The sequence below is a fragment of the Pseudomonas sp. Z1-29 genome (assembly GCF_051131995.1).
GTDB lineage: Bacteria > Pseudomonadota > Gammaproteobacteria > Pseudomonadales > Pseudomonadaceae > Aquipseudomonas.
Genome location: NZ_CP071645.1, coordinates 4,436,855 through 4,459,852 on the forward strand (window position 1 = coordinate 4,436,855; position 22,998 = coordinate 4,459,852).

At 60.1% G+C, this 22,998-nt stretch carries 24 protein-coding genes, 1 tRNA gene and 1 pseudogene; 9 read left to right on the top strand and 17 right to left on the bottom strand.

The genetic code is table 11. The annotated features are described in order from the left end of the window. Positions 1–23: 23 nt before the first annotated feature. Positions 24–959: a LysR substrate-binding domain-containing protein gene (locus tag J3P84_RS20135; protein ID WP_434569479.1), complete on the bottom strand. Its 936-nt coding sequence runs from the start codon at positions 957–959 to the stop codon at positions 24–26. 163 nt (positions 960–1,122) lie between these two features. Between J3P84_RS20135 and J3P84_RS20140 the strand changes: the two genes are divergently transcribed. The 3 genes from J3P84_RS20140 (at position 1,123) to J3P84_RS20150 (ending at position 2,714) form a co-directional block, all read left to right on the top strand. After that, positions 1,123–1,314, top strand: a complete 192-nt coding sequence (locus tag J3P84_RS20140) for a YegP family protein (RefSeq protein WP_434625423.1) — start codon at positions 1,123–1,125, stop codon at positions 1,312–1,314. Between the two features lie 123 nt (positions 1,315–1,437). Further along, a complete protein-coding gene (locus J3P84_RS20145) occupies positions 1,438–2,244 on the top strand; it encodes an AraC family transcriptional regulator (RefSeq protein WP_434625425.1) in 807 nt (268 codons plus the stop codon). Between the two features lie 101 nt (positions 2,245–2,345). Beyond that, positions 2,346–2,714 carry a cupin domain-containing protein gene (locus tag J3P84_RS20150; protein WP_305496201.1) on the top strand — a complete coding sequence of 123 codons (369 nt, stop codon included), beginning with the start codon at positions 2,346–2,348 and terminating at the stop codon, positions 2,712–2,714. Positions 2,715–2,725: 11 nt separating this feature from the next. Here the strand turns inward: J3P84_RS20150 and J3P84_RS20155 are convergent, their stop codons facing one another. The 8 genes and pseudogenes from J3P84_RS20155 to dapA all read right to left on the bottom strand — a co-directional run bounded on the left by J3P84_RS20155 (position 2,726) and on the right by dapA (position 9,970). Then, a complete protein-coding gene (locus J3P84_RS20155) occupies positions 2,726–3,472 on the bottom strand; it encodes a phytanoyl-CoA dioxygenase family protein (RefSeq protein ID WP_434625428.1) in 747 nt (248 codons plus the stop codon). Positions 3,473–3,485: 13 nt separating this feature from the next. Further along, entirely contained in the window at positions 3,486–4,274 is a 789-nt protein-coding gene (locus J3P84_RS20160) for a methyl-accepting chemotaxis protein (protein WP_370871136.1), read from the bottom strand. A 69-nt stretch (positions 4,275–4,343) separates the two neighbouring features. Continuing rightward, positions 4,344–5,165: pseudogene (locus J3P84_RS20165) on the bottom strand (MCP four helix bundle domain-containing protein); the annotation flags it as partial. A 1,115-nt stretch (positions 5,166–6,280) separates the two neighbouring features. After that, positions 6,281–6,370 (bottom strand) — tRNA-Ser (locus tag J3P84_RS20170). Between the two features lie 83 nt (positions 6,371–6,453). Continuing rightward, positions 6,454–7,167, bottom strand: a complete 714-nt coding sequence (gene purC / locus J3P84_RS20175; protein ID WP_025212375.1) for a phosphoribosylaminoimidazolesuccinocarboxamide synthase — start codon at positions 7,165–7,167, stop codon at positions 6,454–6,456. Between the two features lie 28 nt (positions 7,168–7,195). Beyond that, on the bottom strand, positions 7,196–7,954 hold the full coding sequence (locus J3P84_RS20180) for an MBL fold metallo-hydrolase (protein WP_434625430.1): 759 nt from the start codon (positions 7,952–7,954) through the stop codon (positions 7,196–7,198). A 4-nt stretch (positions 7,955–7,958) separates the two neighbouring features. Then, the gene (gene bamC / locus J3P84_RS20185; RefSeq protein ID WP_434625432.1) at positions 7,959–9,074 is read right to left on the bottom strand and encodes an outer membrane protein assembly factor BamC; all 1,116 of its coding nucleotides are present in this window, start codon (positions 9,072–9,074) and stop codon (positions 7,959–7,961) included. Between the two features lie 17 nt (positions 9,075–9,091). Continuing rightward, positions 9,092–9,970, bottom strand: a complete 879-nt coding sequence (gene dapA, locus J3P84_RS20190) for a 4-hydroxy-tetrahydrodipicolinate synthase (RefSeq protein ID WP_434603051.1) — start codon at positions 9,968–9,970, stop codon at positions 9,092–9,094. A gap of 316 nt (positions 9,971–10,286) precedes the next feature. On the opposite strand from dapA, the gene J3P84_RS20195 reads away from it, so the two are divergent. Beyond that, positions 10,287–10,847: a glycine cleavage system protein R gene (locus J3P84_RS20195; protein ID WP_003184325.1), complete on the top strand. Its 561-nt coding sequence runs from the start codon at positions 10,287–10,289 to the stop codon at positions 10,845–10,847. Between the two features lie 10 nt (positions 10,848–10,857). Beyond that, positions 10,858–11,331, top strand: coding sequence for a peroxiredoxin (locus J3P84_RS20200; RefSeq protein ID WP_434625434.1), 474 nt, complete (start codon positions 10,858–10,860; stop codon positions 11,329–11,331). A gap of 128 nt (positions 11,332–11,459) precedes the next feature. Here the strand turns inward: J3P84_RS20200 and J3P84_RS20205 are convergent, their stop codons facing one another. Further along, the gene (locus tag J3P84_RS20205) at positions 11,460–12,530 is read right to left on the bottom strand and encodes an AI-2E family transporter (protein ID WP_305496211.1); all 1,071 of its coding nucleotides are present in this window, start codon (positions 12,528–12,530) and stop codon (positions 11,460–11,462) included. Positions 12,531–12,559: 29 nt separating this feature from the next. After that, complete coding sequence (locus J3P84_RS20210; protein WP_025212368.1) at positions 12,560–12,799, bottom strand: sulfurtransferase TusA family protein; 240 nt, start codon at positions 12,797–12,799, stop codon at positions 12,560–12,562. Between the two features lie 98 nt (positions 12,800–12,897). Between J3P84_RS20210 and J3P84_RS20215 the strand changes: the two genes are divergently transcribed. Beyond that, complete coding sequence (locus tag J3P84_RS20215; protein ID WP_434569488.1) at positions 12,898–14,331, top strand: M48 family metalloprotease; 1,434 nt, start codon at positions 12,898–12,900, stop codon at positions 14,329–14,331. A 66-nt stretch (positions 14,332–14,397) separates the two neighbouring features. On the opposite strand, the gene J3P84_RS20220 is transcribed toward J3P84_RS20215, so the two are convergent. From J3P84_RS20220 to rpoE, 4 genes are all read right to left on the bottom strand, one after another. After that, a complete protein-coding gene (locus J3P84_RS20220; RefSeq protein WP_305496214.1) occupies positions 14,398–15,825 on the bottom strand; it encodes a DegQ family serine endoprotease in 1,428 nt (475 codons plus the stop codon). Positions 15,826–16,052: 227 nt separating this feature from the next. Then, positions 16,053–17,000: a MucB/RseB C-terminal domain-containing protein gene (locus J3P84_RS20225; protein WP_434625437.1), complete on the bottom strand. Its 948-nt coding sequence runs from the start codon at positions 16,998–17,000 to the stop codon at positions 16,053–16,055. A gap of 8 nt (positions 17,001–17,008) precedes the next feature. Next, positions 17,009–17,596 (bottom strand): sigma-E factor negative regulatory protein, encoded by a 588-nt coding sequence (locus tag J3P84_RS20230; protein WP_305496216.1) that lies wholly within the window; start codon positions 17,594–17,596, stop codon positions 17,009–17,011. A 30-nt stretch (positions 17,597–17,626) separates the two neighbouring features. After that, a complete protein-coding gene (gene rpoE, locus J3P84_RS20235; RefSeq protein WP_003172477.1) occupies positions 17,627–18,208 on the bottom strand; it encodes an RNA polymerase sigma factor RpoE in 582 nt (193 codons plus the stop codon). A 559-nt stretch (positions 18,209–18,767) separates the two neighbouring features. Here rpoE and nadB point away from each other — a divergent pair. After that, positions 18,768–20,384: an L-aspartate oxidase gene (gene nadB / locus J3P84_RS20240; protein ID WP_434625440.1), complete on the top strand. Its 1,617-nt coding sequence runs from the start codon at positions 18,768–18,770 to the stop codon at positions 20,382–20,384. Here the strand turns inward: nadB and J3P84_RS20245 are convergent. Continuing rightward, complete coding sequence (locus tag J3P84_RS20245) at positions 20,353–20,805, bottom strand: protein YgfX (protein WP_434569492.1); 453 nt, start codon at positions 20,803–20,805, stop codon at positions 20,353–20,355. The two genes, nadB and J3P84_RS20245, sit on opposite strands and share 32 nt — an antisense overlap. Beyond that, a complete protein-coding gene (locus J3P84_RS20250; protein ID WP_039593311.1) occupies positions 20,789–21,043 on the bottom strand; it encodes a succinate dehydrogenase assembly factor 2 in 255 nt (84 codons plus the stop codon). Before J3P84_RS20250 ends, J3P84_RS20245 begins: the two co-directional genes overlap by 17 nt. A 149-nt stretch (positions 21,044–21,192) precedes the next feature. Here J3P84_RS20250 and J3P84_RS20255 point away from each other — a divergent pair, with 149 nt between their 5' ends. Together J3P84_RS20255 and J3P84_RS20260 are read left to right on the top strand one after the other, a co-directional pair. Further along, entirely contained in the window at positions 21,193–22,134 is a 942-nt protein-coding gene (locus tag J3P84_RS20255; RefSeq protein WP_434625442.1) for a YgfZ/GcvT domain-containing protein, read from the top strand. 36 nt (positions 22,135–22,170) lie between these two features. Further along, positions 22,171–22,992: an HDOD domain-containing protein gene (locus J3P84_RS20260; protein WP_434569494.1), complete on the top strand. Its 822-nt coding sequence runs from the start codon at positions 22,171–22,173 to the stop codon at positions 22,990–22,992. Positions 22,993–22,998: the final 6 nt, after the last annotated feature.

Here is a 22,998-nt window from a genome sequence, read left to right on the forward strand (position 1 = left end):
AACCATACCTCGACTTTGCAGTTTCAGGCAGGTTTTGTTTCGTCCAGCAAGCCGGCGCGCTCGCTCATGAAAGCCTCCAGGCGGGACCGCAACCAGCGTTCGGCCGGGTCATTGTCGACATGGCTCAGCCAGACCATGGAGAGGTCCAGGGTCGGTGTCTGGAAGGGAAAGGGTTCGCAGAACACCTGGCCGGAAGCGGCCATGGCGGTGGCGGTGTAGTCCGGCAGGCTGGCGATCAGGTCAGTGCCAGCCAGCAACGCCGGCAGCGCGCTGTACTGCGGCACCGACAGCACAACCTGGCGCTTGCGACCGATCTCGGCCAGCCATTCGTCAGCAAACCCGGCGATGTTGGCGGTATGGGAAACCAGCACGTGGGGCCGCGAACAGTATTCATCCAGGGTCAGCGGGGTATCCGAGGCATCGGCGCGCAACACGCAGGGCTGGATATGTCGCAACAGCTTGCGCTTGGCATTGGCCGGCAGCCCACGGGTCTGGCTGATGCCGACAGTGATATCGCCCGAGGCCAGCAAATCGGGGATACGCCAGTAATCGACATGCTGGACTACGAACACGATCTGCGGCGCCTCTTGCCGCAAGCTGCGCAACAGCGGCGGCAAGAGGCCGAACTCGACATCGTCGGACAGCCCGATGCGAAACGTCATGGCACTGCTGGAGGGGTCGAAATCATGGGTCAGGCTCAAGGCAACCGACAGCGAATCCAGTGCCGGCGACAGGTGCTGGATGATTTCCTCGGCCCGCGCGGTGGGCTCCATGCGATGCCCGACCCGAATGAACAACGGATCATTGAACAGCGTGCGCAAGCGATTCAGGGCCGAGCTGATGGTTGGCTGGCCGAGGAACAGCTTTTCCGCCGCCCGTGTCACGTTACGCTCAAGCATCAGCGTTTCGAAAACCACCATCAGGTTGATATCGGCCTTGCGCAATTCGTTGCGGTTCATCCATTGCTCCTGGTTCCGGTCGGATAAAGCAAGCGCTGCAATGTGCGGAAATATCTCACAATCATTGGAAACGTATTCCCATTAGCGAAAAATTCCAGCTTGGCTAGGCTTGCCAGGACATGTTCAGCATGTCCTGAATCCGTTAATCGCATGGAGCGAACCGATGTACTTTGAAATCTACCGACAAACCCGAGGGACCCCGAACACAGGACAAGGCCAATGGCGCTGGCGCCTGCGAGCCGGCAATCACGAAACCATCGCCAGCGGTGAATCCTACGTGAACAAGGCAGACTGCCTTCACGTCATCGGATTGATCAAAACCGCCCAATGCGAGACGCCTGTAAAGGAAATCTGAAGCCGTCCATTCGTATCACTCGAAGCTGCTCGATGAGCAGCTTTCCCTTAACTACAAGCCGCCGCTGGGATCGGTCGCACCGGACAGGTATCGTGTGCAGACAAAAGCGAGAGCCGACCTCCCATGACTCAACCCGGTAACCGTCGCGACTGGCTGCTGCGCGCGCCTGAATCGAAGAAGCTGGAGCGCATCGAAGCCTACTTCAGTGGGCATGGCTATAGCGCCCACCGGCATGACACCTATGCCATAGGGTTCACGCTCGCCGGGGTCCAGAGCTTCAACTACCGGCAGAGCAAACGTCATAGCCAGCCCGGCGGAACCATCGTCCTGCACCCGGACGAAGTCCATGACGGCGAGGCGGGGACAAGCGATGGTTTTCATTATCGAATGTCCTACATCGAACCGTCATTGATCCAGCAGGTATTGGGGGGCCGGCCATTGCCTTTCATCGAAGGCGGGTTGTCGAACGATCCCCGGCTCAACGTTGCGACTCGCAGGCTCTTGGGCAGTCTCGGGCATCACCTCGACCCGCTGGAGGAAGACGACGCCCTCTACGACGTGGCCCAGGCACTGGCTGACGCGGCAGGTAACCAGCGCGGACGCCGACTGCTTGACTACCCCGCAGCGGAGCGCGCGCGCCTGTTCATTCATGATGCCCTTGACCAGGCCATTACCCTGGATGACCTCGTGCAGGCCAGTGGCCGGGACCGATGGAGCCTGTCCCGGGACTTTCGCGCCCTGTACGGCACCAGCCCCTATCGCTACATCACCCAGCGTCGATTGAATGAAGCCCGTCGCCTCGTGCTGCATGGCATGCCGCTGAGCGAAGCCGCACTGGCCTGCGGCTTTTTCGACCAGAGCCACATGACCCGGCTGCACACCCAGGCCTTTGGCATTTCACCGGCACGCTGGCTGAAAATGCTGCGCTAGCGGCACGCACGGCATAACGCGAAAAGCTGCACGATCCTCCAATACCCACGCAGTTTCCAGCGCTAAGGTGATGCTCATCAACCACAGAGGAGCACGCCAGGATGACTCGATATTCGCCCATCAACTTCGCGCAGAAGTACACGCTGTTCCATGATCAGTGGGCACCGAAAGTCGTGGCTGAAATGAATGACTACCAGTTCAAGATCGTCCGCCTGGAAGGCGATTTCATCTGGCACACCCACGCCGACACGGATGAAACCTTCATCGTGCTGGACGGCGAACTTCGTATCGACTTTCGCGATGGCGCGGTGCTGATCGGTCCGGGCGAGATGTATGTCGTCAAGCAAGGCGTCGAGCACAAGCCCAGTGCCGCGCAGGAAGTGAAACTGTTGCTGATCGAACCGCGGGGAGTCATCAACACCGGCGAACAAGTGAATGCGCGAACCGCGATCAATGACGTCTGGATCTGACCGAGCCAGGCTCAATCGTATTCCGCCTCCTGATGGTCACCCAACAGCCGCCGTTGGCGAGGTGTCGCGGCGGCCAGCACCGCAGGATTGAACTGCCAGTGCAGGTAAGGTGAAAACTTCTGCGCGACCATCCGCCGGCCATAGTGCACCTGGAGCATGTAGCGGGTGCGGTCGGCGGTCCGGTTGTCACTGCCGGCGTGCCACAACTCGCTGCGCAATATCAGCACATCACCCGCCTGGCACAGCACCGGTTTAGCCGCACGGCCCTGCCACTGGGTTTCGCCGGCCATGGGCGCCCGCCCCGCCTTGTGGCTGCCGGTAATGACCCGCGTCGGGCTCAAGTCGGCGTCGATGTCATCAAGGTAGAACTGTGCGGTGAAAACCTGCATCGGCAGTTCAAAAGAAGGCTCGGCCAACAGGCTGGGGGGCAGCTGCATCGGCAGGTAATCCAGGTGCAGCGCAGCGCCGACAAAACCGGGATGGCAGCGCCAGGCGGTCTGCCCGATGATGTGGCAATCCTCGCCCAACGCCGCCTCGGCCAGCTCGATCACCCCGCTCGCCTCCAGATACGGCAGCCAGAACGGGTCTCGATTGAAGACGCATTTGTAATGATCGATGACGCCGCTGTAGTCCCAGTGGTGGGGTTTCAGTTGGTCGATGGCCTGGCGCATTTCGGTGATTTGCGTGGCGGTCAACACACCGGGCATCAGGACAAAACCGTCCTGATGCAATGCGTGCAAAAGATCAGCGGTGGACACGGTCGCAACCTGCTCAGGTGCGGAAACGGCCGGTCAGCTCCGCCAGGTTCCTGGACAGGTTCGACAGCTGCTGGCTGGCGTGCATGCTTTGGGCGGAGTTCGCTGCCGCTTCGTTGGACAGGTCACGAATATCGGAAATGTTGCGGGCAATCTCCTCGGTCACGCTGCTCTGCTCTTCACAGGCATTGGCGATCTGCGCGGCCATGTCATTGATCCGCTGGATCGACCCGCCAGTACCACTGAGCACCTGGTCGACACCGGCGGCGCGCTCGACGCTGTCCCGCGCCTTGCTGCTGCCGACCTGCATGGCCTGCACGGCCTTGGCGACACCGCTCTGCAAGCGCTCGATGCGGACCTGGATATCCTTGGTCGAATCCTGGGTACGCGCCGCTAGCGCCCTGACCTCATCGGCCACCACCGCAAAACCACGACCCTGTTCGCCAGCTCGCGCTGCCTCGATGGCGGCGTTCAGCGCCAGCAGGTTGGTCTGCTCGGCGATGCCACGGATCACCTCCAGCACCGCACCGATACTGGACGTTTCCTGGGCCAATGCCTCGATCGTGCCCGAGGCACTTTCCACTTCGTGGGCCAGTTGGCGGATCGACTCGATCGTGCTGCTGACCACCTCGGCGCCGTCGCGGGATTGGCTGGTGGCCTGTTGCGCGGCGTCCGAGGCGCTCACGGCGTTATGAGCAACCTCATGCACAGCGGCGCTCATCTGCGTCGCGGCGGTGCTGACTTGGTCGAGCGCCGCGTGCTCGCTGCTGATCAGCCGGTCATTCGTCGCAGCCATAGCAGCCATGGCCCGGGCTGCCGAGTCCACTTCCCCGGTCACCCGACCGACCTCGGCAATCAGCGGCTGCAACTTGTCCAGGAACCGGTTGAACGCGCTGCCAAGCTGCCCGAGCTCATCAGCCGAACGCACTTCAAGGCGCCCCTTGAGATCGCCGCCGCCCTCTGCAATCTGCTCGACGCGGTGCAACAAACGGCGCATCGGGCTCAGCACCACGAGCGGCAAGGCAACCAGAACCAGGATGCAACCGAGCAGGCCAACCAGCAGAATAACGCCCTGCTGCACGCCGACCGCCTCGCCATTGGCGATGGCCGCATCGCCCTCGCGATGGGACGCCGCATCTTCCAGATCACCCAGCTTGTCGATTGAATCACGCATGGTTTCGAACAGGCGCTCGCTGTCACCAAAGCTCAGCGCGCTGGCGCCCTGAGGATCGCCTACCGACTGCTCGACGACCCGCCGCGAAACCTGCATCCATTTCCCGAAACTGTCATTGAACTGGCTGACCAGTGCCTGCGTCTCTGCACCGGGCTGCATCGCGGCATATTTCTGCACACGGTCATAGGCCTGCTTGGCATTCTCGCCATGACTGGCACTCAGCGCTTGGATATGCTCATCCGCATGACCATCCAGCAGACTGCGCTCGGCCACAAAGGCCTGATAAAGATCGCGGTCGGCATTGAGCAACAGGCTGATGGCCGGCAGATAGCGCTTGGTCAACTGCGTACTGGACTCGGTCACCTGACCGATGCCGCGCATGCCCGTCCACCCCATCAGCACCAGCAGCACCGCCAGGAACGCAATCGGCAGAGTGATTTTCCAACGAAAGCCAAGGTCGGCGAAATACCGCAGCATGGTGTCACTCCTTACATGGGGGATTACCTGCCTATCGGCAGCCATGCCTTGAGCTATAGACCATTAGTCTAATTGTTACAAAGATTGGCGGTCTCGAAATGCGCACCCTACTCAGCCGTGTTTCATCGAACTGGACAATTCGCGAGCTGCCATTGAGCTGGATAGCCGCATGAAAACCGTCCCGAGCATGATCCATTTCGGAAAGCAGCAGGACCAAGTGCTGAACGGGTGCGCGCCAACCAATGTTTCATCGCAGGTGATGGATTGCCGCCTATAAAACCTATAGCGATAAAGCGCCAATTTTTAGGACTTGGAGAATGAAATACGTAATGAGCTGAAGGACCTATTGGCGGTCTACACCCAATGATTTTAGCGTTCGATCCGTTCCATTCATACAAAAGCACGGGGTACAAGCGCGGCATTACCTGTAGCCGCGCTTGCGTAGCGCTCGACTAATTTAGCGACCACCTAACCTTAATTTTCCATTTATGTTTTCCAGTTTAGAAATATCCTCCAAGCTATATGTACCGCTGTTAGGATATGAGTTCGTACTTATATTTGTCCCGCAGTAAGTGCGAACTCGGCACTGCCCATCTCCCTTATCAATATATTCCGCCCTTGCCTCAGGCGACGACCCCGACCCGCAACTTCTAGAAGCTGAGCTTTTACGCCAAGCATCCTCGCACTGGTCCGCGAGCACAATTTGATGAATCCCCAAGAACATCACTGACAGGGACAGGGCAATTACTTTATTTAAGTTATTCATCCAATAAATCCTCATAACATGAAGTGGCAACTTCATAGTAGGTATTATCATTGCCAGGAACACTGTTATAAATGACAGTTTTTCAATCATTTTTTGAATCAGGATTTAGTTTTATAACTCTTTTAGCACTATCAGGCGTCCGGCTGCCGATCCAGTGCCTTGTGCACTTGCCCTTTCGCTATTGATCAGTTGAGGAATTTCCATTGCTCCGCCGAATTATGCTCTCTTGCTTGGCTCTGCCAAGGCCCGCCCAACTGGCCACGACGCAACGTCACTGCACTGAGCGGTAATGAAGCAAGGCTCTCCGTCCTGAAAACGCCTCAAAACCAAACGCCAGAAACGACTAAGCCCCTGAAATGTTCAACCATTTCAGGGGCTCAGTCGTATTCAATAATGGCGGAGAGATAGGGATTTGAACCCTAGGTACTGTCGCCAGTACAACGGATTTCGAATCCGTCCCGTTCGGCCACTCCGGCATCTCTCCAGTGGCGCGCATCATACCAGCACATTTGCCGGAAGCGAACCCCCGAGCGAAATTTTTTCCGTGCTATCAGACGCTTGCGTCGATTACAGCGGGACACCCAGGCGTTGGGCGACTTCTTCGTAGGCTTCGATCACGTCACCGAGGCCTTGGCGGAAGCGGTCCTTGTCCATCTTCTTCTTGGTGTCCTTGTCCCAGAGGCGGCAGCCGTCAGGGCTGAACTCGTCACCCAGGACGATGGAGCCGTCGCTGAACACGCCGAATTCGAGTTTGAAGTCGACCAGCAGCAGACCGGCGTCGTCGAACAGTTTGGTCAGCACTTCGTTGACCTTGAGCGACAGTTCCTTCATGCGCGCCAGTTGCTCGGCGGTGCCCCAACCGAATGCCACGACGTGGGATTCGTTGATGAACGGGTCGCCCTTGGCGTCGTCCTTCAGGAACAGCTCGAACGTGTAAGGGTTGAGCTTCATGCCCTCTTCCACGCCCAGGCGCTTGACCAGGCTGCCGGCGGCGTAGTTACGCACGACGCATTCGACCGGGATCATGTCCAGCTTCTTGACCAGGCATTCGTTGTCGCCCAGCAGCTTGTCGAACTGCGTCGGCACGCCGGCGGCTTCGAGCTTTTGCATGATGAAGGCGTTGAACTTGTTGTTCACCATGCCCTTGCGGTCCAGCTGTTCGATGCGCTTGCCGTCGAACGCCGAGGTGTCGTTGCGAAACAGCAGGATCAAGCGGTCAGCGTCATCGGTCTTGTAAACCGACTTGGCTTTGCCGCGGTAGAGTTCTTCACGTTTTTCCATGATGGGCTCCGCTTGCTAAGTAGATGGGCTAGGCGATATGTCGCCAGTCGAGCCCTGAATCTTGATCGGCCAGTTGCAGCCAGTCCGGGTCGCACCCGAGGGTGTCGACGAAACATTGCCGGGCCAGCTGCGGCAGGTTGTTCTTGCTGCTCAGATGGGCCAGGACCAGGTGTTGCAGGCCTTGCCAGCCCAACTCGGCCACCAGGAATGCCGCCTGGTGGTTGTTCAGATGTCCGTGTTCCCCGCCTACCCGTTGCTTCAGGAAGTAGGGATAGTACCCTCGCGCCAACATGTCGCGGCAGTGGTTGGATTCGATCATCAGTGCGTCGAGGTCCCGATAACTGTCCATCACCCTGTCGCAGTACGAGCCCAGGTCAGTGAGCAATCCGAAGCGCCGCTCGCCATCACTGAACACATACTGCGTCGGCTCGCGGGCGTCGTGCGCCACGCTGACCACGCTGATGTCCAGGGCACCGATACGCAACTGCTCGCCACCGGCCACGAAGCCAGCCGGCTCGAAGGGCTTGCGCAGGCCACCGAACGTCCCGCGACTGAGGTAGACCGGCAGATTGTAGCGCCGAGACAGCAAACCCACGCCATGCACGTGGTCGGCATGTTCGTGGGTCACGAGTATCGCGCTCAGTTGCGCCGGGTGCACACCCAGGCGCAACAGGCGCTTCTCGGTTTCCCGCAGGGAGAAACCGCAATCGACCAGCACGTAGGTGCCAGCACTGGCTATCAGCGTGCCGTTCCCCTGGCTACCGCTGCCGAGAACGGCAAAACGCATCGGATCAGCCCAGGTTGTCCTGAATCACACCCAATACCTTGCGAGCCACATCGGCTGGCGCCACGGTATTGATGTTTTTCTCGACGGTGACCTGGACGTTGTCGCCGACCTTGCTCAGGCGAACCTGATAACGCTCGGCGCGGGCTTCGACTTCTTCCTTGTCCGGCGCACTGCCGAACAAGCTCCTGAAGAAGCCAGGCTTCTCGTCTTTCTTCTCGGCTTTTTCAGCGAGGTTGATGTAGTAGAGGCCCAGGCTGCGGTTGATGTCTTCAACCCGCCATTCGCCCTGCTCCAGCGCGCGGCCAACGCTCGACCAGGCGCGGTCAAGGTCGGAGCCGACGTTGAGCACCGGGTTGCCGCTGCCGTCTTCGCTCAGGCTGACCCGGCTCGGCGTGTCGTAGTCACGGGTCGCGAGCATCGAGACCGAACCGCCCTGCTCGGCGTTACGGCTCATGCTGGCGAGCATGTCGTCGACCAGCGCGGCGTCGAGACTGCCATTGACCGAACGATTGGTGAAAGCCACGTCGGCAGTGCTGCCGGCGGGACGCTCGGCGCTGACCACGTAGATCTCACTGGTGTTGCGCTGCACGCCCGGCTCGATGCGCACGCGCACGCGGGTTTCGCTGTCGGCTGCGACACCGGCGGCGCTCAGGCGCTTGGCCATGGCCGCGGACAGTTCATCGGAGCGCTGCCAGGTGGTGGTGAATTCGCCGGTCTGCGGGCGCTGTTCGTCCAGGCGGAAACCGTTGTCCTGGAAGAACTGGATAGCCACGGGCCAGACTTCGGCCGGTGGATGCTGGCCCATGACCCAGCTCGAATCACCGCTCTTCTGCAGCGTGTAGTCGCTGGCATCGGCCACGGCCGACAGCGGCTGTGGCCGCGGTACAACGTACTCGCCCTTGACGCTGTCGTCGGCGACGTTGCGCGGGATCGGCAGCAGCGGATCCAGGCGCTTGGCAACGCTGACATCAGGTGGCAGTTGCATCGGTGCAGTCTGTTGCGCTTCGAGGTAATCGCTACCACGGTCGCGGAAATAACCATCCGGGCCCCAGATCCATCCACAGCCACTGGTGCTGGAGATAATCAAGGCAAGTGCGGAAAGGCCGGCCATTCGCTTCATGCGGTGTAGTTCCTCAATTAAACCAGGACGCCGGACTGGCGCATGGCCTGCCGCAGCTGTTCGTGACAGGTAGTGCTCAACCAGGTGAGCGGCAGGCGGATGCCTTCGTGCATCAGGCCCATTTCGACCAGGGCGAATTTCACCGGGATCGGGTTGGCTTCGATGAACAGGTCCTTGTGCAGCGGCATCAGTTTTTCGTTGATTGCCCGTGCGGTCTCGGCGTCGCCCTTGAGCGCGGCCTCGCACAGGTCGGCCATGGCGCGTGGCGCGACGTTGGCGGTGACGGAAATATTGCCCTTGCCGCCCATCAGGATCAGCTCGACAGCGGTCGGATCATCGCCGGACATGACGATGAAGTCCTCGCTCACGCCATCGAGGATGGCCTTGGCACGCGTCAGGTCGCCCGTGGCTTCCTTGATGCCGATGATGTTCGGCACGGTGGACAGGCGGATCACGGTCTCGGCCTGCATGTCGCAGGAGGTGCGGCCGGGAACGTTATAGAGGATCTGCGGGATGTCGACGGCTTCGGCAATGTGCTTGAAGTGCTGGTACAGGCCTTCCTGGGTCGGCCTGTTGTAGTACGGAACGACCAGCAGGCAGGCATCGGCCCCGGCTTCCTTGGCGTTACGGGTCAGCTCGACGGCTTCGCGGGTCGAATTGGCGCCGGTACCGGCGATTACCGGAATGCGGCCATTGACCTGCTTGACCACGGCGCGGATGACTTCGATGTGCTCATTGACGTCAAGGGTGGCCGACTCGCCGGTGGTACCGACGGCGACGATGGCGTGGGTGCCGTTTTCAAGGTGGAAGTCCACGAGTTTGCTGAGGCTGGCCCAGTCAAGACGCCCTTGTGCATCCATGGGTGTGACCAGTGCCACCATACTGCCCGCAATCATGAAACCGCTCCTGCCGGAAAAAGAGAGCGGTAATGGTACTGGCGCCAAGATGCTTGTACAAGCGAACTCCCATTCCCCTTGGCGATGGTTTTCGCTACCCTTCAGGCTTTGATCGGTACCGATAAGCTCACACGCCGGTTCCCAGCCTCCGTTTTCGTCGCTACAAGCCCCGATCCTGCGTTTGTCCTGAAGCATTGGCTAATCCCGCAATGCAGCAGAAACCCGGGCAGAGGGCTTGAACCGTTCGCTTTCGCAGGGCTGCTACCGTGCCGCGCGGCACAAAGGTACCGACCGCTCATCGCTTTAGGAATGCTGCATGTCCACCCCCACAGTCCGCGAACAATTCCTTGTTATCAGTGCCCTTGGCGCAAACCCCATGGAGCTGACTAACGTCCTGTGCCGCGCCAGCCATGAAAATCGCTGCGCCGTCGTGACCTCACGCCTGACCCGTCATGGCGAATGCAGCGCCCTCGTGCTGGAGATTTCCGGCAGCTGGGACGCCCTGGCGCGCCTGGAGGGCAGCCTGCCGGTGCTGGCCAAGAAGCACGCCTTCACCGTCAACGTGGTGCGCAGCGCCGCGCTGGAAAATCGTCCCCAGGCCTTGCCGTATGTAGCTTATGTGAGTTCGGCCTACCGCCCGGACATCATCAACGAACTGTGCCAGTTCTTCATGGACCATCACGTCGAGTTGGAAAACCTGACCTGCGATACCTATCAGGCCCCGCAGACTGGCGGCACCATGCTCAACGCCACGTTCACCGTGACATTGCCGGCCGGCACCCAGATCAGCTGGCTGCGCGATCAGTTCCTGGATTTCGCCGACGCGATGAACCTGGACGCACTGATCGAACCGTGGCGCCCACAAAACCCAATGTAAGGAAGCGTTCATGGCCGTTGCCATCGACCAGCCGGTTACCGATTTCCAGGCGCCCGCCACCAGCGGGCAGACCATCAGCCTCGCCGCCCTGAAAGGCAAACAGGTGGTCATTTATTTCTATCCGAAAGACAGCACCCCCGGTTGCACCACTGAAGGCCAGGGTTTTCGCGACCAATACGCGCAATTCCAGGCCGCCAACACCGAAATATTCGGTGTGTCGCGGGACAGCCTCAAGTCCCACGAGAACTTCAAGTGCAAGCAGGAGTTCCCCTTCGAGCTGATCAGCGACAAGGACGAAACGGTCTGCCAACTGTTCGACGTGATCAAGCTGAAGAAGCTGTACGGCAAGGAATACCTGGGCGTTGATCGCAGCACCTTTTTGATCGACAAGGATGGCGTGCTGCGCCAGGAGTGGCGTGGTGTGAAAGTGCCGGGGCATGTGGAGGCGGTGCTGGCGGGGGCTCAGGCCTTGAACAAGGGCTGAAATCTCGTTGCCTGCCCTGGCCCCTTCGCGAGCAGGCTCGCTCCCACAGGGGATTGATTAACGTCAAAAATCCAGTGTGGAAGCGAGCCTGCTCGCGAAGGGGCCTTAAGCCTCACCCGATTATTCAGCTACAACAACGGCGCCACCACCGGCTCCTTGCTCGGCCACGCATCCAGCACTGCCTTGAACAACGTCGCCAGGGGAATCGCAAAGAACACCCCCCAGAAGCCCCACAGCCCGCCAAACAACAACACCGCGCAGATAATCGCCACCGGATGCAGGTTCACCGCCTCGGAGAACAGCAGCGGCACCAGCACATTGCCGTCCAGCGTCTGGATGATCCCGTACACCGCCATCAGATAGATGAACTGGTCGCTCCAACCCCACTGGAACAGCGCGATCAGCGCCACCGGCACGGTCACGACCACAGTGCCGACGTAAGGCACCACCACCGAAATGCCCACCAGCAACGCGAGCAACGCGGCATAGTTGAGCCCCAGCGCCACAAAACCGATGTACGTGACGCCGCCGCAGATGAAAATCTCGATGACTTTCCCACGGATGTAGTTGGCGATCTGCCGGTTCATCTCCTGGGCCACGCGGGTGATCAATGCCCGCTCGCGCGGCAGGTAGCCTCGGACCCAGCGTCCGATCATTTCCCGATCCTTGAGAAAGAAAAACACCAGGATCGGCACCAGCACCAGATAGATCATGATGTTCACCAGCAACGGCAGGCTGGACAGCGAAAACGTCAACGCCCACTGGCCGAACTTGCCGATCTCGCCACGCACCACTTCGATGGTCTGCAGCACTTGCTCGTCCGAGACCAGGTGCGGGTAGCGTTCCGGCAGCAGCAACAACAGCGATTGCCATTTGGCGAGCATTCCCGGCAGTTCATTGAACAGGGTCACCAACTGGTGCCAGAGCAATGGCACGATGACCACGAGGAACACCACAAGCAGCCCCATGAACAGCGCGAACACCAGCCCTACCGCCACGGAGCCAGGCAAACGCAGGCGTTCCAAGGCTGTGACCAGCCCCTGCATCAGGTACGCCAGCACCATTCCCGCCAGCACCGGCGCGAGCATCCCGCCCAGCGTCAGGACCGCCGTAAACGCCAGGAACAGCAGCACTGCCAGGACCACCGCTTCCTCATCGGAGAAGTAGCGCTGAATCCAGTCGCGTAACACTTTGAACATTAAAAATCCTTAGGAGACGCTGTCGGTTTTCAGGCTTTTTTCAGCCAGTAACGGTAGACGCCGTTATCGTCTTCTTCGCGCAGCAGCGTATGACCGGCCAAGCGGGCAAAGGTGCGAAAGTCGCGCTGGGAGCCCGCATCCGTGGCCGTCACTTTGAGCACGGCGCCACTGGCCAGGCGATTGAGTTCCAGCTTGGCCTTGAGCAACGGCAGCGGACAGTTCAATCCACTGGCGTCCAGCTCGGCATCGTGGGCTACAGCATCGGTCATTGTTTCACTCCGCAACAGGTCGTCGAGCGGCCTAGAATATCTGGTCCCGGACCCGCTGTCCGGCTACAGTAAGGTCTTTGTCGACTAAGGCTTCGTGCATGACATTTCTGCGCCCCACCCTGCTGACGCTCGCTTGCCTGCTCGCCTCACCGGGCTTCGCCGACGACCTGCCGTCACTTGGCGATGCCAGTTCTGCCATCGTCTCGCCGGAACAGGAGCATCAGCTGGGCCGCGCCTGGCTGGCCTTGTTGCGCAGCCAAGTCTCGCAACTCAACGATCCGCAGCTCAAGGACTATGTCGAAACCAGCGTGTACAAGCTGGTGGAGACCAGCCAGGTCAACGACCGACGCCTGGAATTCATCCTGATCAACAGCCCCCAGCTCAACGCTTTCGCCGCGCCCGGCGGGATCGTCGGGGTCAACGGCGGCCTGTTCCTCAACGCCCAGACCGAAGGCGAATATGCTTCGGTCATGGCCCACGAGCTGGCGCACTTGTCGCAACGCCATTTTGCCCGCGGCGTCGAAGCCCAACAGCGCATGCAGGTGCCGATGATGGCGGCGCTGCTGGCCGGCATCGTGATTGCCGCCGCCGGTGGCGGTGACGCCGGGATCGCCGCCATTGCCGGGACCCAGGCCGCCGCCATCCAGGAGCAACGGCGTTTCTCGCGGCAAAACGAACAGGAAGCCGACCGCATCGGCATCCAGAATCTGGAGAAGGCCGGTTACGATCCGCGGTCGATGCCGACGATGTTCGAGCGTCTGATGCGCCAGTACCGGTTTGACGCCAAGCCCCCGGAATTCCTGCTGACTCACCCGGTCACCGAATCGCGCATCGCCGACACCCGCAACCGCGCCGAACAGGCCAAGCCGGGCGGAATCGAGGACAGCATGCGTTACCAACTGATCCGCGCGCGGGTCCAGTTGACCTATGAAGAAACCCCCGGCCTGGGGGCCAAGCGCTTCCGCGCACAGCTGGACGAGAACCCGAAGAGTGACGTGGCCCGCTACGGACTGGCGATCGCCCAGATCAAGGGTGGCCAACTGAATGAAGCCCGGGAGAACCTCAAGCCATTGCTGGCCAAAGCGCCCAACGAGATCATCTACAACCTCGCCCAGGTAGACCTGGACATCACCAGCAACAAGCTGGCGGACGCTCAATCTCGCGTGGATCGACTGCTGAGCCAATATCCGGGCAACTACCCACTCAACCAGGTGCGCGTCGATCTGTTGCTCAAGCAGAATCGCCCCGCCGATGCGGAAAAGGCCCTGGAAACCCTGCTCAAGAGCCGCCCGGACGACCCGGACATCTGGTACATGGTGGCCGAGACACGTGGCCTGTCGGGCAACATCATCGGCTTGCACCAGGCGCGCGCCGAATATTTCGCGCTGGTTGGCGACTATCGCCAGGCGATCCAGCAACTGGACTTTGCCAAGCGACGTGCCGGGAGCAATTTTCCTTTGTCATCGCGCATCGACGCCCGCCAGCGCGAACTCATGGAACAGGAGCGCATGGTCAAGGACATGATGGGCTGAGCATTGACCAGGCATAAAAAAACCGCCTCGATATCGAGGCGGTTTTTTTTTCAGCTGAATACCGGCTTATTCAGCCAGCTTGAAGGTAATGAAGCTTGCACGCCCCTGGCGCAGGACGCGCATCGACACCGAACGATTCTTCGGCAACGCCTTGGCGATGTCGGTGAACTCCTTGGCCGAGCCGATGGCCTGGTTGTTCAGGTGGGTAATGATGTCGCCAGGTTGCAGGCCGATCAACGCAGCGGGACCGTCCTGTACTTCCTTGATCACCACACCTCCCTGCAATTCCAGGGTTCGCTTCTGCTCATCGGTCAGCTCGACCACCGCGACACCCAGGCGATTGCTGCTGCGCTCGACGCCGGACTTGGGCAGCGAATCCAGTTCCTTGCCTTCTTCCGGGATCGCGCCGACAGTCAACTCGACATTCTTGCGCTTGCCTTCGCGAATCACTTCCAGGTTGGCCTTGGCCCCGGCCTTGAGGGCGCCCACCAGATGCGGCAAGTCGGCGGACATGACGATCGGCTGCCCATTGAGGCTGAGAATCACATCGCCCACTTGCAAGCCGCCCTTGGCGGCCGGACCACCTTCCTGGATCTGCGCCACCAGCGCGCCGGCAGGTTTTTCCAGGCCAAACGACTCGGCCAGGTCCTTGTTCACTTCCTGGATGACCACGCCCAGCCAGCCACGGCTGACCTTGCCCTCGCTTTTAAGCTGGTTGGATACATCCAGGGCCACGTCGATCGGAATAGCGAAGGACACCCCCATGAAACCGCCCGAACGGGTGTAGATCTGAGAGTTGATACCCACCACTTCGCCGTCGAGGTTGAACAGCGGCCCACCGGAGTTGCCCGGGTTGATCGGCACGTCGGTCTGGATGAATGGCACGTAGTTTTCGTTTGGCAGGCTACGCCCAATGGCGCTGACGATGCCCTGGGTCACGGTATGGTCGAAGCCGAACGGCGAACCGATTGCCACCACCCACTGGCCGGCTTTCAGGTTCTGCGATTTGCCGAGCTTGAGCACCGGCAGGTCCTTGCCTTCGATTTTCAGCAAGGCCACGTCCGAACGCGGGTCGGTGCCGATCAGCTTGGCCTTCAGTTCACTGCGATCTGCCAGGCGCACGAGGATCTCATCGGCGTCGGCAATCACATGGTTGTTGGTCAGGATGTAGCCGTCTGGCGAGATGATGAAGCCCGAGCCCAGGGACTGCGCTTCACGCTGACGACCACCGCCAGGCGAACGCGGCTGTGGCATCCCTCGCTCGAAGAACTCGCGCAGCATGGGCGGCAGGCCTTCCAGGTCCGGCATCTGCGGGTCCATCACCCGACGCTCCGGCAGCTTCTGCGTGGTACTGATGTTCACCACGGCAGGCGAAGCCTGTTCGACCAGTTGAGTGAAGTCCGGCAACTCGACCGCCACAGCGGGAACGGCCTGACCGAGCACCAGCACGGTGGCAAAAATGGAGAGATAGGTTTTCAAGCGTGGTATCGACATACGGCTCCCGTTACGACGAGCATGGTTAAGCGATATGGAGCAGAAATACCTGGGAACGATACGCCAGTATTTTTGTTCCGCAAACAGACAAGGCCAGAGCCGAGCGGCTCTGACCTAATAGAAAAAAACTGGTTATTTTGCAAATGAAAATGCTGACAGGAAGTTTCAGCATTTTGCTCAAGCACGCTTGCCGGCCTCTTGCGCAATCGAGCCACCCGGGCAGCGTGTTATTGGGCTGCCGCGACGTCGGAACGCATGGACAATGCGATCCGTTCCGCCGTACCGATAGGTATTTCGCCAACTACCGTCACCATCATCTCGCCTTGGGGTGTAGTCAGCCGACGCGATACCGCTGCGGTCGGGCCAAGCTGCGTGCGGGTGTCGGTGGCAGTTGCACCGTTCAGCGGCTCCAGGAACACCGAGAAACGGGCCAGGCCATCGTCATACATCAAGCTACTGACCTGGATCTTGGTGTCCGGGTCCTTGTGCGCAGCGCTACTGGTCAATTCAAAGCCGGGCGGAAGCCAGTCGGAATGCCAGGCGGTTTTCACCATGGCGGCCTTACCGGGCCCCTGCGCAACAGCCTTGCATTCGGCACTGGCCTGCAGATCAGCGTCTGAAGGCTCACCGATGTTCAAGCGAGTGAATTGGAAACGTTCGAGCAACTGGCCTTTGTCACTGAGCAACAGGGACTTGAGCGGCAAGCCGGTCTCTCTGTCGAGATGCAGCTCAAAGCCATAGCGATGCTGATCCTTGGGGGTCAGGGCGACAATGACAGCCTGACGCCCAGCCACGCGCGACTTGCCAATAACGGCAAGGTCATACCAATTCTTGAGTTTCTGCGGATCGAGCGCACGTGCGGTGCCATCTGGCGTATTGCCCAGCCCGGCGATCAAGGTGCCGCTGACGCATTGAGTCTTTCCGTCAATGCGCATGACCTCCTGTGCCGAACCATCGAGCTGGAGCAGCCGCTCGCGGACTTTGCCATCCTGGACGCGATGCCAGATGTTATGGGTAGAAAAACTACCGTTACGCTCGTAAACGAAAGTGCCTTGGAAGCTTTGCTGCTGCTCGGCTTGACTCAGACGATTGAGCCAGTCCTGAGCTTCACCGGCATAGGCTGGAACAACGCACCAGCCACCTACCAGAAGCGAGAAAAGAGGTATGGCGCGCATGGTCCTCCTTAACGGTTTTCCAGACTGGCCGCACGAGCGTATGGCAGCGCGCTTTCAGTACCTTTCAGCGCAGCCTGCTGGGCATGCTGACGCAGGTAATTAGGCAAACGCTGATCATGCCAGCCTGGCTGGCCTTGCAGGACACCGTTGGCCATCGGACCGGCAGCTTCCGAACCTTCGCTGTAGCCGGCCAGTACCGCCGGACCCTTGACCTGTGGTGCTGCCAGGCCAGGCTGATTGGACTGCTGCGCCATTTGCACGCCGGCAATCTCATCCTGGTTGTACAGACGCACACCTGCCAATACAGCTACGGTAACCGAGGCAGCAACTGCCAGGCGACCCAGGCTGCGCCATGGTCCGCGAGAGGCTTTTGCCGGCACGGCTTCGTCAGCCAGCGCAGCAGAAACGGCCGCAGCGATATCCAGGCGTGGAAGCAACAAGTCCTTGTGCATCACCGCCCGGGCAATCTGGTAGCGAGCCCAGGTCTCACGGGTTTCAACATCGTCAAAGGCATTTAATACCCGACGCAATTCCAATTCGTCCGCTTCGTTATCCATCACTGCGGACAGCGATTCCTGCAGGGCTTCACGACTCATGGCGTTCCTCTCTTGGCTGTCGCCGCTGTCTCAGTTTTCCTGCAACAATGGTTGCAGGGCTTTATCGATGGCCTCCCGAGCGCGGAAGATCCGGGAGCGCACGGTACCCACCGGACATTGCATGACGCTGGCAATGTCCTCGTAACTCAGACCGTCGAATTCACGTAAAGTTAACGCCGTACGCAAATCTTCAGGCAGTTGCTGAATGGTTCGATGGACAGTGCCTTCGATCTCATCCCGCAGCAATGCACGTTCCGGTGATTCGAGATCCTTGAGGCCGTGATCGCCGTCATAGAACTCTGCATCCTCGGAGCTAACATCGCTATCCGGCGGCCGGCGGCCGCGTGAAACCAGATAGTTTTTCGCCGTGTTGATGGCGATGCGGTAAAGCCACGTATAAAACGCGCTATCCCCGCGAAAATTACCAAGTGCCCTGTACGCCTTGATGAAAGCTTCCTGGGCAACATCCTGGGCTTCATGGGTGTCGTGCACAAAACGCACGATCAACCCGAGAATTTTGTGCTGGTATTTCAGCACTAGCAGATCGAAAGCTCGCTTGTCGCCGCGTTGAACGCGCTCGACCAGCTGCTGATCCTCTTCCTGGGTTAGCATGAACACTCCTCGATAAGCTCGAAGGAGGCTTGCATTACTAATCGTCCAAGCTTGCAACCATAGACTCGGGCTTTTCGCAAAAGTTCTCCCCCTTCCAAGCAAGTTTCCGGCGTGCTCTGATCCGGCACGCACGAAAAACGCAGCACGGGATTGCCCGGCCGCGCGAATAATCTGTCGTCGGGCCTGTCGGATGGGACTCGAATCGAAGTCCTGCACCAACCCGACGCTGTTCCCTTTTGCAGACAACCGTCTATTGAACCTAGGCGCTTGGCAAAAGTTCCCACCATTTGTAGCTCTTCGAAACGAAAATTTAGCAACCGTGACGAGATAAACAGCGTTCTGTCCTCGAAAAGGCTGCGTTGTCGCCGTTTCAGCAAAACCTTGATCCGACGAAGCGCGTCGCTTCCCTGTCGCACTGGTTCCATATTGCCATGAACGCCCGGCTATTGTGCCGATCCCCCCCTCTATATACTAGTGGGCTGCACGGTCGCCTGCCCCCATTGAACCGGATGCCTGGCACCCACCCCGACCCGGGTCGCTTTGAGCGGAAACCATTCGAATGAGCCAACAGTTTCAACATGATGTTCTGGTAATCGGCAGCGGCGCCGCCGGATTGAGCCTTGCGCTGACATTGCCCGCGAACCTGCGCATAGCAGTGCTGAGCAAAGGCGACCTGGCCAACGGCTCGACGTTCTGGGCCCAAGGCGGCGTCGCCGCCGTGCTGGATGACACGGACACTATCCAATCCCATGTCGACGACACGCTTAACGCCGGCGGCGGGTTGTGCAATCGCGAAGCCGTGCGTTTTACCGTCGAGCACAGCAGGGAAGCCATCCAATGGCTGATCGACCAGGGCGTGCCTTTCACCCGTGACGAGCAATCGGGCACCGAAGATGGCGGCTTTGAATTCCATCTGACACGCGAAGGCGGCCACAGCCACCGGCGGATCATCCATGCAGCCGATGCGACCGGCGCGGCAATTTTCAAGACCCTGCTGGCCCAGGCCCGGCAACGGCCGAACATCGAATTACTGGAACAGCGAGTCGCGATCGACCTGATCACCGAGAAACGCCTCGGCCTGGAAGGTGACCGCTGCCTGGGGGCCTATGTGCTCAATCGTGGCACCGGCGAAGTCGACACCTACGGGGCGCGCTTCGTGATCCTCGCCTCCGGCGGCGCGGCCAAGGTCTATCTCTATACCAGCAACCCCGACGGTGCCTGCGGTGACGGCATTGCCATGGCCTGGCGTTCAGGCTGCCGAGTGGCGAACCTGGAATTCAACCAGTTCCACCCCACTTGCCTGTATCACCCCTTGGCCAAGAGCTTCCTGGTGACCGAGGCACTGCGCGGCGAAGGCGCTCATCTGAAGCTCCCCAACGGCGAACGCTTCATGCAGCGCTTCGATCCTCGCGCCGAACTGGCCCCACGGGACATCGTTGCGCGGGCCATCGACCATGAAATGAAGCGCCTGGGCATCGACTGCGTGTACCTGGACATCAGCCACAAACCCGAAGCCTTCATCAAAAGTCATTTCCCCACGGTGTATGAGCGCTGCCTGGAATTTTCCATCGACATCACCAAGCAGCCGATCCCGGTGGTGCCAGCGGCGCATTACACCTGCGGCGGGGTGATGGTCGACCAGCACGGCCGCACCGATGTACCCGGCCTGTATGCGATTGGCGAAACCAGCTTCACCGGATTGCACGGAGCCAATCGCATGGCCAGCAATTCGCTGCTGGAATGTTTCGTCTATGCCCGCTCGGCGGCGGCGGACATCCTCGATCAGTTGCCGCAGGTTGCCATCCCGACCACCCTGCCTACCTGGGATGCCAGCCAGGTGACCGACTCGGACGAAGACGTGATCATCGCCCACAACTGGGACGAACTGCGGCGCTTCATGTGGGACTACGTCGGCATCGTACGCACCAACAAGCGCCTGCAACGGGCCCAGCATCGGGTGCGTTTGCTGCTCGATGAGATCGATGAGTTCTACAGCAACTATAAAGTCAGCCGCGACCTGATCGAGTTGCGCAACCTGGCGCAGGTGGCGGAACTGATGATTCGCTCAGCCATGGAGCGCAAGGAAAGCCGAGGACTGCACTACACTCTCGACTACCCGGACCTGCTGCCCGAGGCATTGGACACTATCCTGGTGCCGCCCACCTACGCCGGCTGAACCTGAGCCGGACCCGCAGGCGCCGATGGACATCCGGCGCCAGCGCGTCGCGGGGCACGCATAATGAGCGGACCCACCACTCGCCCCGCAAGCGAAAGCGCAGCACCACGATCATCGGCAACGCTAGGCTGTCCGGCCGCAACTGCACCGCCTGCCAGCCGCCGCCCTCGCTCCAGAGCTGCCAGCCGTCGGCATCGCGACGCAAACCACGAAAAGCCTGGCGATGGCTCAGCAACAGATATCGCGGTAGCACCCAGGCGCCGTGGCCCAGGCACAACATCGAAGCAACGACTGCGAGCCAGGGAGGAATCGAGCACAGAAACAACGAGCCCAAGGCAAACACCTGGGCCAGGAGATAGGCCGCCAGCAGCTGCCGGGAGGCGCGCCAGCGGCACTCGAAGCGGCTACTTGGGCTGGACACGGTCCAGGATCATCCGGACCATGCGCTGCAGTTCCGGATCCTCGGATTCACTGCGTTCCATGAACCAGCCGAACATGTCCTGATCCTCGCATTCGAGCAAACGGACGTAACACGCACGGTCGACTTCATCAAGGTGTGGGTAGACCTCCTTCACGAACGGCACCAGCAGCACGTCAAGCTCAAGCATGCCGCGGCGGCTGTGCCAGTAGAGGCGATTCAGTTCAACATCTTCGACCATGGAGCACTCCTCAAATAGAGCGCAAGTATACAGGCCCGGCCGTAGCGGAACAGACGGCTTTGGTCGGGCGCCTCCGATCCTTTGTGAACTACCCATTTCAAGGGCGTCCCCTTATGATGTCTGCCAGACTTTTTACCCTGCGATGACCCATGGCTGATTCCGCTTTTTTCTGCACCCTGTCCCACGAAGGCGTTCTCGCGGTCCGCGGCGTGGACGCAAGCAAATTCCTGCAAGGCCAATTGACCTGCAACCTCAACTACCTGAGCGACAGCCGGGCCAGCCTCGGCGCCCGTTGCACCCAGAAGGGCCGGATGCAATCGAGCTTCAGGATCCTGCTTGAAGGCGACGGCGTGCTCCTGGCAATGGCCAGCGAATTGCTCGAACCGCAACTGGCGGACCTGAAAAAATACGCAGTGTTCTCCAAATCCAAGCTCACCGACGAGAGCGCCGCATGGGTTCGTTTCGGACTGGAAGGCGCCGATGCCACGCTCACCGACCTGGGCCTGGAACTGCCGGTCGATACTGACAGCCTGGTTCGCCATGAATCCTTGATCGCCATCCGCGTCTCTCCAGGCCGCGCCGAACTCTGGGCTCGCGCTGAACAGGCCGATACGCTGCGCACTCGCCTGAGCGCGAAACTGGCCGAAGGCGATCTCAACCGCTGGCTGCTGGGCCAGGTTCGCGCGGGCATTGGCCAGGTCATGCCGGCTACTCGCGAGCTGTTCATTCCGCAGATGCTCAACCTGCAGGCCGTAGGCGGCGTGAGTTTCAAGAAAGGCTGCTACACCGGCCAGGAAATCGTCGCGCGCATGCAGTACCTCGGCAAGCTCAAGCGCCGGCTGTATCGCCTGCAGCTGGAGGCAGGCGAGCTGCCAGAGCCGGGCACTCCACTATTCTCCCCCACTCACGGCAGTTCCATCGGCGAAGTGGTCATTGCTGCCCGCGCCGAACAAAACATTGAACTGCTGGCGGTGTTGCAGGCCGAAGCAGCGGAAGATGGCAATTTGCACCTCGGAGCTTTGGAAGGACCCGCGCTACAATTGCTGGACTTGCCTTACGAACTGGACCGCGACCGCGAAATCCAGCGTTGATCGCAACATTTTGTCGCAACACCCTAGAGAACCGAAATGAGCGATTTGGCGGATAAGGTCCAGCGGGATTTGGTGGCGGCCATCGATAATGATGACCTGGTCCTGCCAACATTACCGGAAGTGGCCATGCAGATTCGCCGGGCCGCCGAAGACCCGGAAATCAGCGTCAGCAACCTGAGTAAAGTGATTGGTCGTGACACCGCCCTCTCGGCGCGCCTGATAAAAGTAGTCAACAGCCCCCTGCTGCGTGCCACCCAGGAAGTAACGGACCTGCACACGGCCATCACGCGGTTGGGGGTCAACTACAGCAGCAACCTGGCGATCGGGCTGGTCATGGAGCAGATATTCCATGCTCGCTCCGAAGTGGTTGAGCAAAAGATGCGGGAAGTCTGGCGCAAGAGCCTGGAGATCGCCGGCGTCAGCTATGCGTTATGTCGCAGCTACACGCATCTCAAGCCCGATCAGGCGGCGCTGGGTGGACTGGTCCATCAGATCGGCGTGCTGCCGATCCTGACGTACGCCGAGGACAACAATGAACTGCTGTCGGACCCGGTCAGCCTCAATCACGTCATCGAGACGATCCATCCCGTGCTGGGGGACAAGCTGCTCAGCGTCTGGGAGTTTCCGGAGCGGTTGGTGAAGTTGCCGGGGCTGTACCTGGATTTCACCCGAGACTCGAAGCAACTCGATTATGTCGACCTGGTGCAGGTTGCCGCGCTGTACTGCTACAAGGATGCCGACCACCCGCTGAGCAGGATTGACGCGTTCGGGGTTCCGGCGATCAGGAAGCTGGGCATCGACCTGGACAACAAGGACCGCTGCGCGGATATCGAAGAAGCTCGGTCGATGTTTTATTAAGCAGGC

Excerpts from the sequence above, each read along its gene's own strand:
- J3P84_RS20135 (WP_434569479.1), bottom strand. The coding sequence starts at position 959 with ATGAACCGCAACGAATTGCGCAAGGCCGATATCAACCTGATGGTGGTT.
- J3P84_RS20140 (WP_434625423.1), top strand. The coding sequence starts at position 1,123 with ATGTACTTTGAAATCTACCGACAAACCCGAGGGACCCCGAACACAGGA.
- J3P84_RS20145 (WP_434625425.1), top strand. The coding sequence starts at position 1,438 with ATGACTCAACCCGGTAACCGTCGCGACTGGCTGCTGCGCGCGCCTGAA.
- J3P84_RS20150 (WP_305496201.1), top strand. The coding sequence starts at position 2,346 with ATGACTCGATATTCGCCCATCAACTTCGCGCAGAAGTACACGCTGTTC.
- J3P84_RS20160 (WP_370871136.1), bottom strand. The coding sequence starts at position 4,274 with ATGGCTGCTATGGCTGCGACGAATGACCGGCTGATCAGCAGCGAGCAC.
- purC (WP_025212375.1), bottom strand. The coding sequence starts at position 7,167 with ATGGAAAAACGTGAAGAACTCTACCGCGGCAAAGCCAAGTCGGTTTAC.
- J3P84_RS20180 (WP_434625430.1), bottom strand. The coding sequence starts at position 7,954 with ATGCGTTTTGCCGTTCTCGGCAGCGGTAGCCAGGGGAACGGCACGCTG.
- bamC (WP_434625432.1), bottom strand. The coding sequence starts at position 9,074 with ATGAAGCGAATGGCCGGCCTTTCCGCACTTGCCTTGATTATCTCCAGC.
- dapA (WP_434603051.1), bottom strand. The coding sequence starts at position 9,970 with ATGATTGCGGGCAGTATGGTGGCACTGGTCACACCCATGGATGCACAA.
- J3P84_RS20195 (WP_003184325.1), top strand. The coding sequence starts at position 10,287 with ATGTCCACCCCCACAGTCCGCGAACAATTCCTTGTTATCAGTGCCCTT.
- J3P84_RS20200 (WP_434625434.1), top strand. The coding sequence starts at position 10,858 with ATGGCCGTTGCCATCGACCAGCCGGTTACCGATTTCCAGGCGCCCGCC.
- J3P84_RS20205 (WP_305496211.1), bottom strand. The coding sequence starts at position 12,530 with ATGTTCAAAGTGTTACGCGACTGGATTCAGCGCTACTTCTCCGATGAG.
- J3P84_RS20210 (WP_025212368.1), bottom strand. The coding sequence starts at position 12,799 with ATGACCGATGCTGTAGCCCACGATGCCGAGCTGGACGCCAGTGGATTG.
- J3P84_RS20215 (WP_434569488.1), top strand. The coding sequence starts at position 12,898 with ATGACATTTCTGCGCCCCACCCTGCTGACGCTCGCTTGCCTGCTCGCC.
- J3P84_RS20220 (WP_305496214.1), bottom strand. The coding sequence starts at position 15,825 with ATGTCGATACCACGCTTGAAAACCTATCTCTCCATTTTTGCCACCGTG.
- J3P84_RS20225 (WP_434625437.1), bottom strand. The coding sequence starts at position 17,000 with ATGCGCGCCATACCTCTTTTCTCGCTTCTGGTAGGTGGCTGGTGCGTT.
- J3P84_RS20230 (WP_305496216.1), bottom strand. The coding sequence starts at position 17,596 with ATGAGTCGTGAAGCCCTGCAGGAATCGCTGTCCGCAGTGATGGATAAC.
- rpoE (WP_003172477.1), bottom strand. The coding sequence starts at position 18,208 with ATGCTAACCCAGGAAGAGGATCAGCAGCTGGTCGAGCGCGTTCAACGC.
- nadB (WP_434625440.1), top strand. The coding sequence starts at position 18,768 with ATGAGCCAACAGTTTCAACATGATGTTCTGGTAATCGGCAGCGGCGCC.
- J3P84_RS20250 (WP_039593311.1), bottom strand. The coding sequence starts at position 21,043 with ATGGTCGAAGATGTTGAACTGAATCGCCTCTACTGGCACAGCCGCCGC.
- J3P84_RS20255 (WP_434625442.1), top strand. The coding sequence starts at position 21,193 with ATGGCTGATTCCGCTTTTTTCTGCACCCTGTCCCACGAAGGCGTTCTC.
- J3P84_RS20260 (WP_434569494.1), top strand. The coding sequence starts at position 22,171 with ATGAGCGATTTGGCGGATAAGGTCCAGCGGGATTTGGTGGCGGCCATC.